Here is a 14891-nt window from a genome sequence, read left to right as displayed (position 1 = left end):
GATTAGATTTTTCAGAGCAGACTATCATAGGAATCACACGCCTTATATGTAAGATAGACCCATTATAGGTTGGGTTTGAGAAAAACGTCAAGGAGGCGGCAACGAATGGAATCATCATCAACGGCATTGCCGGATATTAAGGAAGAACGGTTGCTGATGTCATCTGTGGAAAAGGTATGGTCCAAGGTCTCAACAGCGGAAGGTCTGGGTTCATGGTTCATGCCCAGCAATCTGAAGCCCGTTGAAGGACATGAATTTATACTGGAAGCAGGGCCGTTTGGACAGTCCCCTTGCCAAGTGACCGAAGTGCAGCCACAACAGAAGCTGGCCTTTCGCTGGGGTAAAGACTGGACGTTAACGTTCGAGCTTGCGGAACAGGCTGAAGGCACCCATTTCACATTGATCCATAGCGGCTGGGATGCGGATAGACTGACTGAATTCGGACAAGCTCATGCGGTGATCCGCGAACGTATGGCTCAAGGTTGGATCGGTCTTGTACAGAAACTGGCCGAGGTTGTCGAGTAAAGACCAAACTAGTCTGCTGTATCATGACATGGAAGATGTACGTTATGTAGCTGAATAACTGAGGTATGGACTGATGCCGAGCTATTGAGCGGACGAACATAAGAAGTCGTGGAACGGGTTGATAGTCTAATAAGAGCTTATAGAAACGTTTTGCTAGGTTTCGACCACCCCCTTGCAGCAGAAATGATTAAAGTAGAGGTTCTAAAGCGGTCAAGACTTATGAGTGAATATAGAGCCCTGGCTCCTCCCTGGTTTCATCTGACGAGATGAGTCCGGGGGTTTTTGGGCTGCAATTGTTTAATAAAATCTGAAAAGGATTTATTTTGCTATAAAATGGGCTAAAAGTGTTCATGAACTATTTCCGTGAGGACGGGAAACGTGTAACATGGATTTATAGAAATAAATCGACAAAAAGTGATATCTCTCGATGCTTAGAGGATGGAAGGAATACATAGATGAGAAAACACTGGATCATGCTGACGCTAAGTTTTATATGCGTTGTTTTGCTTCCACTTGGATGGATCGTCCAGACATGGATCAGCGAGCGGAACAATCCGCAAGTTATCGATGGGCATATAGATCTGCGTCAATGGGATTTCAGCGAAGAAGGTGTAACATCACTGAACGGAATCTGGGAGTTCTATCCGAACAAGCTGTTGGGGCCGGAAGACTTTGCAACCGATTTATCAGGACGAAGACCTCTGCCGGCTGCGCAGAAAATTCAGGTTCCGTCTAGATGGAACACATCACTGGGGCAGGCTCAAGGATATGGGACATATCACTTGCAGCTGAAGTTAACTCCACGGCAGATGGAAAATCGTTATGGTATCCATACGCAGAATATACGCATGTCCCATCGTATTTTTGTTGACGGAAATCTCGTAGGTGGTATGGGCTCTCCTGGGGTAACCAAGGATTCCGACCGTCAGATGAATCTGCCGTTTACAGGGTTCACGTCCATTGACGGCGATACAGCTGACATCATCATTCAAGTATCCAATTATAGTTATGCCTCGGGTGGAATTGTTGCACCCATTCTATTCGGAGATGAGAGAAGTATTTTCCGAAGTCAACAGCTGGACGGGCTTAAGGATCTGTTGACCTTGATTGGGTTTATTCTGCCCGCAGTCTTTTTTCTGGTATTGTTCAGACTGCGGCGCAGCGAGAAAGAGCTTCAGTTTCTGGGACTATTCAGTCTCTCGGGTGCATTATATGCTCTCACGCATGGAGAGAAGTTACTAGCTACATTTATACCGCTGCTGACGCACGATACGTTGCTTCGTCTTCAACTTCTCAGCGGAGCATTCTCGTATTATTTCTTGCTCCGGTATCTGGCGGTGTTAGCACCGGGAGCTGTGCATGGTTGGTTCGTGCGACTGGGAATGATTTTGCTTATTGCTCAATCCTTGATCGGTATTACTTTACCGCCTGCGTTATTTTCAACCTTTGAACTGCCTATGCTGCTTATCTCCTTTTCAGTGTTGATCTATGCCATCCGAACGATGATATATTGGTCGCGCAAACGGACAAATGACAGTCACTATGCAATGGTTGGCTTAATGAGTATTTTCATGGTTGTTGTGCTGTTCACCATCGGGGCGTTCGTAGCGGTCGACACCGCCTTTCTCGCACTGCTTGAGCTTCTGTTATTTGTCCTCATACAGATGTTTGTGACAGCCATTCGTTTTGCACAGTCATTCCTTGAAGTAGAGGCTCTATCCGAGCGCTTGCTGGTGATCGACAGCCTCAAGGATGAATTCATGGCTAATACATCGCATGAGCTAAGAACACCATTGCATGGAATCATTAACATTGCCGAGTCTATGCTGGAGGGCGCAGCAGGAGCTGTTACGCCAAAACAAGCTAAAAATCTGTCCATGATCACCGCTACAGGGAAACGGTTGTCGCTTCTAGTGAATGACATCCTGGACTTCTCCAAACTGAAAAATCGAGAGATCGAATTAAAGCGGGTTCCTGTCGATCTGGAATCGGTCGCCCGAACGGTGGTTGAGGTGTCGGGTTTTACATTTGAGGATAAGCCAATCGTGCTTATCCAGCAGTGGCCTGACGCATTGCCGCTAGTGGAAGCGGACGAAGACCGGCTGCGGCAGATTCTTTATAACTTGCTAGGTAACGCTTACAAGTTTACAGAGCAGGGTGAAGTACGGCTATATGCCTCTGTTGAACGTGACAAGGTCAAAGTATCTGTTGCCGATACGGGTGTGGGAATTGCCCCAGAGAGACTGGATGATATTTTCCAATCCTATGAACAAAGCAATGGAACCACGGAACGGGCATATGAGGGAACTGGACTGGGTCTCAGCATTACGAAAAAACTTGTGGAGTTAGGTGATGGTGAAATATGGGTCGAGTCAGAGCCGGGAGTCGGCTCGACGTTTCATTTTACCTTGCCTATTGTACAATTACCGCTGCTGCAAGAACAAACTAACCCCGTTCCGGCCCGTTATGTGGCAGCACAAGGGAAAAAGGAAAAAGACTATGTGACTGAGGATCTGGATGACTTCAACCCATTATATGAGCAGGAGAAGCATGTTGGGGAACCTACAATTCTGATTGTGGATGATGACCCTGTGAATCGACATGTTCTTCTGAACTTGCTCTCTACGGAGCATTACCGGGTCATTGCAGCAGATAGTGGCTTTAAAGCAATGGAGCTGTACGAGCAGAATCCATCGATTGATCTGGTCATTACTGACTGGATGATGCCAAAAATGTCAGGGCCAGAGCTGTGCCGTAAGCTACGGGAGCATCGTTCGTTGTCCGAGTTACCTATCCTGATGCTGACCGCTCGCGGATTGCCTGAAGATATTCGCCATGGTTTTCAGGCGGGGGCGAATGATTTTTTGAGTAAACCTGTAGATGCAGGTGAATTGCGGGCAAGGGTGCGAACCTTGATTGAGCTGCGCACTTCTATACAGGATATGATCCGAGCGGAGATGGCCTTTCTTCAGGCGCAGATCAAACCTCATTTTCTCTACAACGCGCTGAATGTAATCATTGCAACCTGTGCGGTGGACCCAGACAAGGCGACAGATCTGCTCATCGAATTGAGTCATTATTTGCGAGGCAGTTTTGACTTTCAAAATAGGGATCAACTGGTTCCTTTATACAAAGAGCTTGAATTGGTGGAATCCTACGTACATTTGGAACAGGCCAGGTTTGAAGACAGGCTTGTCGTCAAATATGAAGTGCAGCCAGATATCCGATTGTTTTTGCCGCCGCTCACCATTCAACCGCTTGTGGAGAATGCCATTCGTCATGGGGTCATGGAGAGGGCCGCAGGTGGCACAGTACGGCTTCATATTTTCCAGGAGGGTGATGATGTGATTGTTCGTGTGCAGGATGACGGAGTTGGTATTCCTCCCGATCGAATGGCTCAGGTGAAGTCGGGCCGAACGGAAGGTCCTGGAGGGGTCGGATTGCAAAACATCAATCGCCGTCTTATGTCGCTCTATGGACAGGGACTGAATATCCAGAGCCATGTAGGAAGCGGTACTCAAATTCAATTTCACATTCCGCTGAATCAGGTTCATCATTTTTCATGAGACATGAGTTGAAGTCGTTTGGGTAATTATGGTTAACAACCGAATTAACGGATGCCGATATAGTGGGTGTCCATATTAAATCTCGCATGGCAGGAGGTTGAGAACGGTGAGAGCCATTGTAATTGATGACGAGAAGCCAGCACAGCTGCACCTACAGCGCCTGCTGCAATCGGACGGAAGAATTACGCCTGTGCAATGTTTTTCAACTGCACAAGATGGTCTTCATTATTTGGCAAGTGATCGTGTAGATGTTGTATTTCTGGACATTGGCATGCCGGAAGTTAATGGTCTGGAAGCGGCTGAATATATACAGCAACTCGATTCGAGCATTCGGATCATATTTGTAACCGCGTATGCAGATCATGCGGTGGAGGCGTTCGAGTTGCATGCTCTGGATTATGTGTTGAAGCCCGTCAGTTCCTCCAGACTTAGCAAAACGATTGATCGTATTGCAGGCACGATGTCTTATCATGCACAGACAGCCGCAACGATGGAGGTAGAGGAATCGGAACCTGAAGCTGAGAGCCTGGAGTTCAAAGCACCGGGGCTATTGACCTTTAAACATCTGGATATATTCAGGAGTCTGGAACAGAGTGCCGAGAAACATAAGTGGCGCACCACCAAATCACAGGAGTTATTTGCATTTTTGTTTCACCACCGGGAAGAGTGGGTAAGCAAGGAGGTTCTGCTTGATAAGCTCTGGGCCGATGTATCCCAGGATAAAGGGCTGACTTTATTGCATACATCCGTCTATCAGATTCGAAAGTTATTGAAGGAATGGAACATGACAGGCAAGCTGGAATACAATATGAACCGTTATCGTCTGCTCGCAGGCAACTTGGTAAGCGATATTGAACAATTCGAGCAGGCGATGTCCTATGAAGCTGTCACTTCGGTTAATCTAAATGATCTGAGACAGATTGCTCAGCTATACCGTGGCGATTATCTGGAGGAGCACGACTATGATTGGGCCAGATCCAAGAGCAGGGAGCTTCGGCGCAAGTATATGGGACTTGTCATGGATATTGCCCAATGGGAGATGGCTCATGAGCGGGGGGAGCAGGCGATCGAGCTATTAATGGAATTGCAGGAACGCGAGCCTTATTCGGAAGAGATCTGCCGATTAATGATGGAAGTCTATGCCTCCATGGATGACCAGCAAGGCATATTGCGACTTTATCATTCCTTCACATTGACGTTGAAGGAGGATTTGGGTCATCAGCCCGAGCCTGAAACGAGCAAACTATATGAAAGTCTGACCAACCAATAGATGTTCAGGCAGAAGGGATGTGGCGCGTGAAATTATTCATACACCGCAAAGATCTGCGTACAGATGATCTAAGCGCTTTGGATTATTTGCGTGAGCAGGAAGAAGAGAGCCTGCATGTGCTGATCTATGATCCATTCCTGCTCCGGCAAGGCCGGGAGAAGGAGCATAGCGGTGCAAACTTCCTCCGTCATGCTGCAGCACTGGGCAGAAAGTATAAGAAAGCGAAACGGCAACTGCAAGTAGCTTATGGCAAACCCGCCGAAGTAGTGGATTGGTTACTGAGCCACATGGAGGACAAGATTAGTGAGGTGGTCGTTCATCGGGATATGACGCCTTATGCAATAGAGCGAGATCGAGAGGTTCGTAAAGTCTGTGAGTCCTATGGAATCACATTCACTCAACTGACGGATCATTTGCTGATTGATCTGAAAGCCTTCGCCAGTTTTACGGGCAAATCAGAACCTTATAAGGTATTTGCTGCCTTCCATCGACGCTGGGTTGAATTCATGAATGAACATCCTAATCCACCCTCAGCAACCACGATTGCGGACGTGGACGTCGCTGAACAAAATGTAGATTGGCCGGAGGCAATGAAGGTTCCGGGTGCTTTGTTGGAGAATTCGGATGAGGCAGGCGATGAAGAGGATCCGCATATGCTGCTGGATCATTTTCTGTCTGAACGAGTGGCAGATTACGGGGACCATCGGGATGAGTTCGAGGCCTATGAGCCAAGTCATCTCAGCTCTTATGTAGCTGTGGGGGCAGTATCGATTCGCAAGATGTATGATGCTGCACAGCGTATTTCCGAAGCTGGGGAGTGGATTAGACAGCTATGTTTCCGCGATTTCTACTTATACAGGGCAGTTTATGAGCAAGATTACTTTACGTATGAAAAAGTGTATGACCTCTCTGTGCTTCAAGATACTCATTTCGAATGTTGGTATAAAGGAGAAACGGGTATCCCGATCATCGATGCAGCCATGACAGAGCTGAACGAAACCGGGCATATGCCGAATCGGCTCCGCATTCTGACAGCGATGTTTCTGACCAAAAACCTTCAGTGTCCGTTCACGCTGGGTGAAGCATACTTCAGAAGGAAGCTGAAAGATTATGATAACATCCAGAATCGGGGAAACTGGCTGTGGTGCGCATCACTGGGTGAAAATGCTGCGCCGTATTTCCGTGTGAATAATCCGGTTACGCAGTCTGAGAAGTATGATGCTCAGGGTGACTATATTCGGAAGTGGTTGCCTGAGTTGAAGGACTTGCATAGCAAAGAAATTCACCAACCACGCAAGGATGCGATCGTAGATCTGAAGGCTTCCAGGCAGGCGGCCATTGATGTGTACAAGCAGATTCTGGCGAGCCGGGAGAAAACCTAGGTCGTTAAATACATTTTGATATGCTGATGAAGGCAGGATTCCAATGATCATGAACCTGAATTCAGCATTTTTGTGCCAATAAACAAAAAAAGTTAGAGTAACGACACAACAAGCCACAGGCCGCGTCATAGCGGCCTTTTTGACATGTGTCACTATATAAAACATATGAAATTTACTTGGAAATTAAGGAAGGATTAAGAAATTGGACTACACATGTTAAGCAATATGCTTTTTAATAGATAGAGAGCTTAATGGACTAAGTCATATTTAACATATTGACGAAAACATGAAGGAGAATCTCTAAACGATGAGTCAAACACTGAAAAGAGAACGAATCCCAGAGTTAAATCTCGTGCGGGCTATGGCGATTATCGGTGTGCTATTTGTACATTCCACCTCTAATGCTTCAATGGAAATGACCAATTCGAACTATTATTGGCTGTACAACTTTGTTAATATTTTTATGAAATATGGTACACCGACCTTTATTTTTTTGAGCAGCTTTGTGCTGTTTTACAATTATTATACTCGTCCGCTAGACAAGAAACTGGTCACGAATTTTTACAAGAAGCGCTTTGTCTACATTTTACTGCCCTACTTCCTGTTTTCCATTATGTATTATGTAGTTCTGCATTACATGCACTATCAAGGTCGTCCGTTTAATGAGTCATTAATCACCTTTATTGAGAAGTTATTTACGGGGAAAGCTTATACACATCTGTATTTTGTGTTTATCAATATGCAATTTTATCTGATCTTCCCGTTGGTACTATGGTTGTTGAAGAAGTATCCCTCTATTGTAAAATGGTCTATTCTGATTGGGCTGCTTATTCAATGGGCCTTTATCGTAAGTAATAAATACGGGTTCCATGTGCCTAATAAGGGAAGCTGGGCCTTCTCCTATTTTTCCTACTTCATGTTGGGTGCTTTCATGGGTGTCTATTTTCCACAGATTAAGCAATGGTTTGTTATTAGCCGGGCGAATGCAACTAAAGTACGCGTAGCTTCATGGATTTTGCTGTGGGTCGTATGGGTTACGGCAGGACTTGCTCACGTTTATATTTATTATTTGCTGCGATTGAAAATTGCGACCTATAACACGTTATGGTACGAGCTTTTTTGGAATGTACATACCTTTGCTTGTGCACTGGTCCTTATCCAGATTGCTTATTGGCTCTATCACAAAGGCCCTGCCTTGATTGTCAAACCGCTCAATCGGCTGGGTACACTGTCATTTGGTATATATCTGATTCATCCATTTTTCCTTTTGTTTTATCGTGAGCATCCACCCCAAACAGGGGTATCCTGGTTGATTCACCTGTGGTACGCCAGCGGGTTTGGTATTGCATTAATCGCTTCATGGATTGTGGTCGGGCTGGCGGCACGGTTCTTGCCACATGCCTGGATTATTTTTGGTAATCTGCCCAAACCGAAGCCACGTCCTGTATCCCAGCAAAATTCGGGGCAGGTCGATGTCCGTTAGAAGCTAGTATATGTCATATTGTCGCCGTTTCTGGTTAGCCTTGGGCTAAACTGGGAACGGCTTTTTGTTGTATAAAAAGCGATCCTATGCACATGGGGGGGTTATGTTTGTGTATTGGGGGAACGAATGTTTCTTTAACAGAGTTCAAGGGTAATCATAGGGCGGAGCGATAATATCCAGCAAACTTTAAGGACAGGATCAAGGTGATCATAAATGACTAGATGTGAACAATGCGGGAAACCGATGCAAGATATATTGGAATATGTGGAGCATATCCTTCACGAATGTAGTGAACAGACACCCGAGTATAATTCGGAAAAATACAAGCCTTATGGCTATGAGGGTGTTCACGATCAGATGTGATACAATAGAAAGAAACCGGATTCATTCGGAACCGAGGTGACAACATGGAGACGGGATCAGCCCCTTTCCGCGATGGGAAGACAGAACACGAGACGCGACAAACCAAGACATGTATGCAATGCGGAGAGAGGCGACCTGCATCTGAGTTTCGGCGCAGAACCGGGAAACGGGCGAGTTCAGGAGCTAGGCGCGGAGCCTGTCGTCGTTGTCGTCAGCTCGGTGCCCGAGAACATCATAACGGTGATTTGCGAGCGGCCCAAGGGGCTGAATCTGCAAAGTTTGAGCATCGTCATGGTGGATTGGACAAGAATCTTCGGGAAGAAGGGCTATCATCTCCGGCAACGAATGAGCGGCAACGAAACGAGCGTGTCTCAGTACAGATGGCTGGTGGGAATGATCCGGGCCGCGACTCGGGAAGACATGTGGATTCACAAGCGTTGGCAAACTCGGCATCTGCTCAGGTTGGGACTGTTTCTACGGATCAAACGATGGAAGATGAGGCAGTTTCTTCGGTCTTTCCCTTGGCTGGCCAGCGTAAGAAAAGACGGAGACGGCGGAAAAGAAAGCCGTCAGAGATGTTGGACGCTCATGCCTCCATTGGGGCAGAGAGCGAAGGTAAGCAATCCACCGATCCACATGCGGTGGATTCAGGGGCTCCGGGCGGGGAGCATCCGCCGGGAGATGTGCATTCGCCAGGCGTAGCCGCTGCGAATGGCAAGGGCAGTGCACAGCGGGCGCGCAAGCGAGCTGCCGCTGCAGTTCCGGCCGCCGAGCAAGCATCGGCGGCCCAAGCGCTGCTGCCGGCTACGCCGCAAGGCCCGGCAGCAGCGCCAGTGGCTGCGGACCAGCCGCCCGCAGCCCGGCGCAAACGCAAGCGGCGCCGCAAGCATGCGGCCGCGCTCGCGCCCGGCGCAGGGCAGGCCCGCAGCGGAGCTGCTGAGGCCCCTGCGCCGGTGCCAGGCCTTGCCCGTGGCGATGCCAGCACGGGCAAGGCAAATGCGGCGGCGAAGGCACAGCCAGCCGCCGCAGGGCGCGAGCCATCGCATGCCAGCCGCAGTCACGGGGCTGGCATGGATGGCCGTCCGCGGCGTCATCACGCGCCGCCGGGAGCGATCGACCCCGAAGATCCGGCTTCGCTCCGGACGAATCGGCAAGGCATGGTGCGCATGCGCGGCAAAACGGACAAAGGACGCCGCTGGCACCAGGAAGTGGACATGGAGCTCGCCGTTACGCTGGTCAAGGAAAAAGCGGCCGTTGTGGTCAATCGGTACACCATCCGCCGATTGTTTAGCAATAAGGATTTCAAGCGGTTTATTCTGGATCGGGATAAATATACCTGTCATTTCTGTGGCTCCTATGGAGATACGATTGATCATCTTCTTCCCCGGGCGAAAGGCGGTCATACCACTCCGCTCAATTGTGTCTGCGCTTGTAATTTGTGTAATCAATCGAAGGCAGCGATGGATGCGGACGAGTTCATTCGATCGGGAATTCCAGAGTGGAATGCAGCCCATCAGGCAGAACTGCTTGAACTTGAGGTGGAAGAAACGGTACTGGAATAAACGATAGGGCATGCTATGCTACGGAATCAGAAGATTCAGAGCTTAAGCTTTCATATGTGAAGCACACCATGATGAATTTCGGGTGTGCTTTTTTGGTTTTGCATCCCACTCTGAATATTTCTTCAAATTGACAACGATGCAACATCCCAATGTACGTTATACTTGAAGGGCGGCAGTCACATCAATTCAATAGGCTTAACGGGATAAGGTTATGCGTTGACCTTAGCTACAGAGGACACGGACTGGGCTAATTCATTTTCTTGAGTTGTAAGTATTCCAACAATATGTACTGCATCGTTGTTTATACGGTTGAAATAGATTGAATAGATTGGAAGGATGCGGATGACACCGGCAGCACTCGATATTATGTCATACATCACGGAGGAAAATATTCGGTTCTGGCTTGAGAAGTTTCGTTCTCTCGGTCCATTGCCGGGCATTTTGCTTACGTTTATGAAGTCTTTTGTACCGCCGCTTCCGACATTATTGATTGTGGGTGTTAACGGAGCGGTGTACGGGTTGTGGGCAGGATTTCTATATTCCTGGATCGGCATGGTGCTAGGTTGTACTGTGACATTTCTGATCGTACGAGAGATCGGGAAATCTGCTTTTGTGGAAAAGTGGGCACGTAAACCGCGTGTGCAGCGCAGTATGGTATGGATTCGCAGGAATGCATTCAGTTACGTGTTCCTGCTTAGCATTTTTCCCGTGGGTCCATTTGTCATTATTAATGTGGCCGCAGGTATTGCCCGAATGCGATTGTTATCCTTCCTGCTCGCGGTTGGATTGGGTAAAGGCATCATGATTTTCTCTGTAACGTATATTGGCTCGAATGTAGAGCAATTTCTGGAGCATCCGGTACGCTGGATCGGCGTAGTGTTGTTCATTGCGGTATCCCTGTGGGCGAGCCGGAAGTTGGAGCGTCACTTCACCCGGCTTAAGCCGGACCAAGATGGAGGAATTCCGTTACATCAGGCTTCGGAAAAATCGATATCTTCATAAACTTGTTCAGGCAAATGGCATAAGGAATACAAATCGCAAACCTCAAATCACAGATCGCAGATCGTAGATTGCAAACTTAAAACCAACCACAAATTGCATTCTGCATGTTTTTCTGTAAGAACGCTGTCTTTAATTGCTACTGTAAAGTGTACCGATCAAATCCGGGGAGGCTCTTGCATGATACAAAGTGTCTTTGATTTTGATAACGAATTATATCAGATGAATGAGGATGAGTTAAGATCACTGCTACGTGAGCTTTACCTGCGGACAGACATGGCACGAAATGACAAGTTTAAAGACGCAGATAACATGCCTTTTGCAGAGAGGCAGCACCAGTTGTTCAGCCGATTGCACGAAGAGCGGAAGCGCAGGCATACAGAACGATCAATGTCAGATCTGCAAAATGCTCGGGAAGTCCATATCGCAATTGGGGAATCTCCTTTGGGAAGTGTCAAAGTAGCCATGGGAAAATTCCCCGGTCGGGAACATAGACGTTTCTTTTCTCTAAATGATCATTATGCTGTAGGTCCTTTGGGTGATCTAACGGATGCTGTGGTGTTGCAACGTAGACATCTGTGGCTGGCGGAGAAACTTTACATGGCAGAGCACGGGCATTATGTTCTGCAAGGTTTGGAGCAGTTGCAGCGTATAGGGCCATTCATTAATTCAATTGCTGAAGAGACTCAGGTCATCATCTGGTATGCGAATAATGGTCATGAACGAACTGGCTTGTTATATGCGCTTCATCTGCTGCGCCATCGTCAAAGTCCGATCCGATTAATCGATACCACGGAAAGGTTTCAAGCCTTTGATAATGCCGAATCCGAACGGGATCTTGTCCGATTGGGTGAGTTGATTCCCAATCAATTATCCTCGATGTGGAAGAACAGCATGCATACCGAGCCATTAACTTTGGAACAACGGAGCCTTATGGAACAAGAGTGGCTTGATCTTGCTGCACAGCCCGGGATGTTGAGATTGATGAGAAATAATGTAGTCCACAGCGTGCCTGAAGACAGTCTGGATGAGTTCATTTTGGAACAGGTGAAAAAACTTTCCGCTGAACGAAAATTCGGTCAATTCATCAATGCTGCTCGCATTGTGGGGGAGGTGATCGGAAACCTGCCTCAGGCGGTAGGTGACTCCTTTATCGAATACAGGGTGCGTCAACTTGTACTTCAAGGTAAACTCGACATGGAAGGTAGCCCTCGTGCCATGCGTTTCTATCGCGTCCGACTGGCAGGGACAATGTAGCTCCAATCGGAAAATCTCTCCCTGCTTATAAGGTTTTCATTAAGGTAACAATTCAAACCCTACGATTGAGCCACAGCTTGGTTAAAGGTCCACCTTCTCCGTACACCGGGTCTGTGCCTGGTACTGGAACCTCTCGAATCTCCTGCAACACCTCAGGCCGATCATTTGGTTTGCCTGTGCGTGTGTTGTAACTCATACCTCCAGGATAAGCCCCGGCAATCCGAAAATCGGAACTGGCTTCCAGCCGTTTATGGCCGGTTCCGGCAGGCAGTACAACGACATCCCCGCTCTCCAGATAAACCTTCTGTCCCTTTTCACCGCCCAGAATCAGCTTGACAAATCCGCTCATTACGGCAAGTGCCTCGTGTGCATTGCTGTGATAATGATGGTAGTCAAATACACCGTTAATCCAGCTGTTGCCCCAGCCGTTCCGGTTTAAGTTAGATTCGGCACTGGCGGGTTCGGTCCGCCAGACTCCTTTGTATAGAAGTACTGGCAGATTCGGATGATTTGGAATGACTCCATCGTCGTGGAAATACAGGTGCTGGATATTGCTGTCATCTTGCTTCGGATCACTCATTTTGGCTCACCTCTTTCCATGTATTAACCTTCCTGGAAGCGAACAAACAAAAAAACAATGTAAAATGATACAAAATGTATCATTTTTAGGTTATAATCGATACAGACACTCTCTGTAAAGCGCCCGATGTAAAAATGATTAGGGGGAAAATGTGTGAACATAGTGGTTACAGGAGCTTCTGGATTCGTTGGATTTAATCTTTCACAGTTTTTGGCGCAAAAGGGACATCAGGTCACCCTGCTGGATCAGGACGACTATTGTCAGAGACTAGTTCACCGTCCTCCACTGCATGACATGCCTTTTATCAAGTGCAACCTCGCTGAAGACAGTCTTCATCTGCCCCACAACACAGACTACATCATTCATCTCGCAGCCATGCCTCATGTCGACTATTCATATCATCAGCCCGCAGAGGTGTTCCGCAATAATACCCTCAGTACTCAGGCCATCCTGCAGTATGCCACCGACCATGATATCCCTCTTTTGCTGGCTTCATCCGTTGAAGTATACGGCGGTGAATGGGGCCGAGTTTACAACGAGTCAGATCCGTATGCGCCGGTCTCCCCTTATTCTGCCTCAAAAGTAGCCTGCGAGACACTCGCACAATCCTATGCTCAATGTTATCAGCTTCCAGTGAAAATATTCCGTTTAACCAACCTGTACGGACCATGGCAACTGCCTGATCGCATTATTCCGCGAAACTTCGGGCGGATGCTGGATGGATTGCCGCTGGATATTCAGGGATCTGCTGTACGAGATTTTCTGTATATCGATGATGCATCGCGAGCGATCGAACAGATTATGATTAATGGTCAAAATGGACAGACCTATAACATCTCTACTGGTATTGGAACGACAATGCAAGAGATTGGAATGCTTCTGGAGCCGCTGAACCGATCCGCAACAGCGAAGGAGATACGAGAACTGGAGCCTACGCAATCCAGAGGTTCAAGCCTGGTTGTTCACTCCGGCAAGTTGCGTGCGGAGTTTGGCTGGTATCCCCAAACGACACTGGAGCAGGGGCTGGAGCAAACATTTCAATGGTATCAAGAGCATGCCGATTGGGTGAGGCTATTCAGCCGGGAGTATCATACAACACGTGAAAGCCGCAATTTTATCATTGATATGACGCGGTATTCGGTGCCTGCGATATAAAAACAAAAAAAGCCAGGGAAGGGTGATTGTTTCAAGCACCTTCCTTGGCTTTTTTGTGCCTCCGTCAACAGGTTTACAGGGTTAGAACCAATCTGTATCTGGACGGTCAGGCTGGTTTACAACCCTCTAGCTATCTTCACACTAGGTGCATAGAGACATGCAGGGTAAGCAAACCTGATTGCATTATTCGTGATGTTTTTTCACATCGGCCACTTTATCTTGAACGGCCCCTTTGGCCTTATCCATTTTACCCTCAGCCTGAAGGGACTTGTTGTTCGTTGCGTTACCGATCTGATCCTTTACTTCGCCTTTGGCTTTGTTAACGCCTGCTTTGATTTTATCGCCAGTTGAATTACTCATATCGAACATCTCCTTCGTTGTCTGGTGTAGTCCTTATTAACCGGGCTGAAGATAATTTAAACGTTAGCATACAGAAGACTTTAGAGAACGTTAGCATACAGAAGACTTTAGAGTACGTTAGCATATAGAAGACTTTCGAGAATGTATTCTCCAGTGTTGTCCGGTTGAACTCTTGTGAGTTTCTCAAAATAACCTCAAGATGATTAAATTTAGATTGCTTGAAGTTGTGAGCGGACTTCCATGGTCGGCATTTTTGCATTCTCATTCGAAAATGTTCATACTTGAGTATGAAAGATGTTTGCGCTGTGAGAATAAGGGCGGGGCTGTCGCTGCATAATAACCAAAGTGACCAAATTCGTTGCATGAGCGGTAGATTTTTGGAAATCCAT

10 protein-coding genes and 1 pseudogene are annotated in these 14891 nt (G+C 47.5%); 9 read left to right on the top strand and 2 right to left on the bottom strand.

Features of this window, described 5'->3' with window-relative positions; translation table 11 throughout:
* The first annotated feature begins 105 nt into the window (after positions 1 to 105).
* From AC1VYS_RS27645 to AC1VYS_RS27610, 8 genes and pseudogenes are all read left to right on the top strand, one after another.
* A complete protein-coding gene (locus tag AC1VYS_RS27645) occupies positions 106 to 525 on the top strand; it encodes an SRPBCC family protein (protein WP_482912303.1) in 420 nt (139 codons plus the stop codon).
* A 473-nt stretch (positions 526 to 998) separates the two neighbouring features.
* A complete protein-coding gene (locus tag AC1VYS_RS27640) occupies positions 999 to 4091 on the top strand; it encodes a hybrid sensor histidine kinase/response regulator (protein WP_482934442.1) in 3093 nt (1030 codons plus the stop codon).
* 106 nt (positions 4092 to 4197) lie between these two features.
* Positions 4198 to 5361 carry a response regulator gene (locus tag AC1VYS_RS27635; RefSeq protein WP_482912301.1) on the top strand — a complete coding sequence of 388 codons (1164 nt, stop codon included), beginning with the start codon at positions 4198 to 4200 and terminating at the stop codon, positions 5359 to 5361.
* Positions 5362 to 5387: 26 nt separating this feature from the next.
* Positions 5388 to 6743, top strand: a complete 1356-nt coding sequence (locus AC1VYS_RS27630) for a cryptochrome/photolyase family protein (protein ID WP_482912300.1) — start codon at positions 5388 to 5390, stop codon at positions 6741 to 6743.
* A gap of 307 nt (positions 6744 to 7050) precedes the next feature.
* Positions 7051 to 8226: an acyltransferase gene (locus AC1VYS_RS27625; RefSeq protein WP_482912299.1), complete on the top strand. Its 1176-nt coding sequence runs from the start codon at positions 7051 to 7053 to the stop codon at positions 8224 to 8226.
* A 1487-nt stretch (positions 8227 to 9713) separates the two neighbouring features.
* A pseudogene (locus AC1VYS_RS27620) lies at positions 9714 to 10151 on the top strand (HNH endonuclease); the annotation flags it as partial.
* Positions 10152 to 10493: 342 nt separating this feature from the next.
* Positions 10494 to 11153, top strand: a complete 660-nt coding sequence (locus AC1VYS_RS27615; RefSeq protein WP_482912298.1) for a TVP38/TMEM64 family protein — start codon at positions 10494 to 10496, stop codon at positions 11151 to 11153.
* Between the two features lie 177 nt (positions 11154 to 11330).
* Positions 11331 to 12407, top strand: coding sequence for a DUF1835 domain-containing protein (locus AC1VYS_RS27610; RefSeq protein WP_482912297.1), 1077 nt, complete (start codon positions 11331 to 11333; stop codon positions 12405 to 12407).
* A gap of 52 nt (positions 12408 to 12459) precedes the next feature.
* Here AC1VYS_RS27610 and AC1VYS_RS27605 read toward each other — a convergent pair whose 3' ends face one another.
* Complete coding sequence (locus AC1VYS_RS27605) at positions 12460 to 12987, bottom strand: cupin domain-containing protein (protein ID WP_482912296.1); 528 nt, start codon at positions 12985 to 12987, stop codon at positions 12460 to 12462.
* Between the two features lie 153 nt (positions 12988 to 13140).
* Here AC1VYS_RS27605 and AC1VYS_RS27600 point away from each other — a divergent pair, with 153 nt between their 5' ends.
* Positions 13141 to 14142 carry an NAD-dependent epimerase/dehydratase family protein gene (locus AC1VYS_RS27600; protein WP_482912295.1) on the top strand — a complete coding sequence of 334 codons (1002 nt, stop codon included), beginning with the start codon at positions 13141 to 13143 and terminating at the stop codon, positions 14140 to 14142.
* Positions 14143 to 14325: 183 nt separating this feature from the next.
* Here AC1VYS_RS27600 and AC1VYS_RS27595 read toward each other — a convergent pair whose 3' ends face one another.
* The gene (locus AC1VYS_RS27595; protein ID WP_482912294.1) at positions 14326 to 14502 is read right to left on the bottom strand and encodes a CsbD family protein; all 177 of its coding nucleotides are present in this window, start codon (positions 14500 to 14502) and stop codon (positions 14326 to 14328) included.
* Between the last annotated feature and the right edge of the window lie 389 nt (positions 14503 to 14891).

Source organism: Paenibacillus sp. G34 (assembly GCF_056856875.1).
The sequence above is the reverse complement of the archived record's forward strand: the minus strand, read 5'-3'. Positions and strand labels throughout refer to the sequence as shown.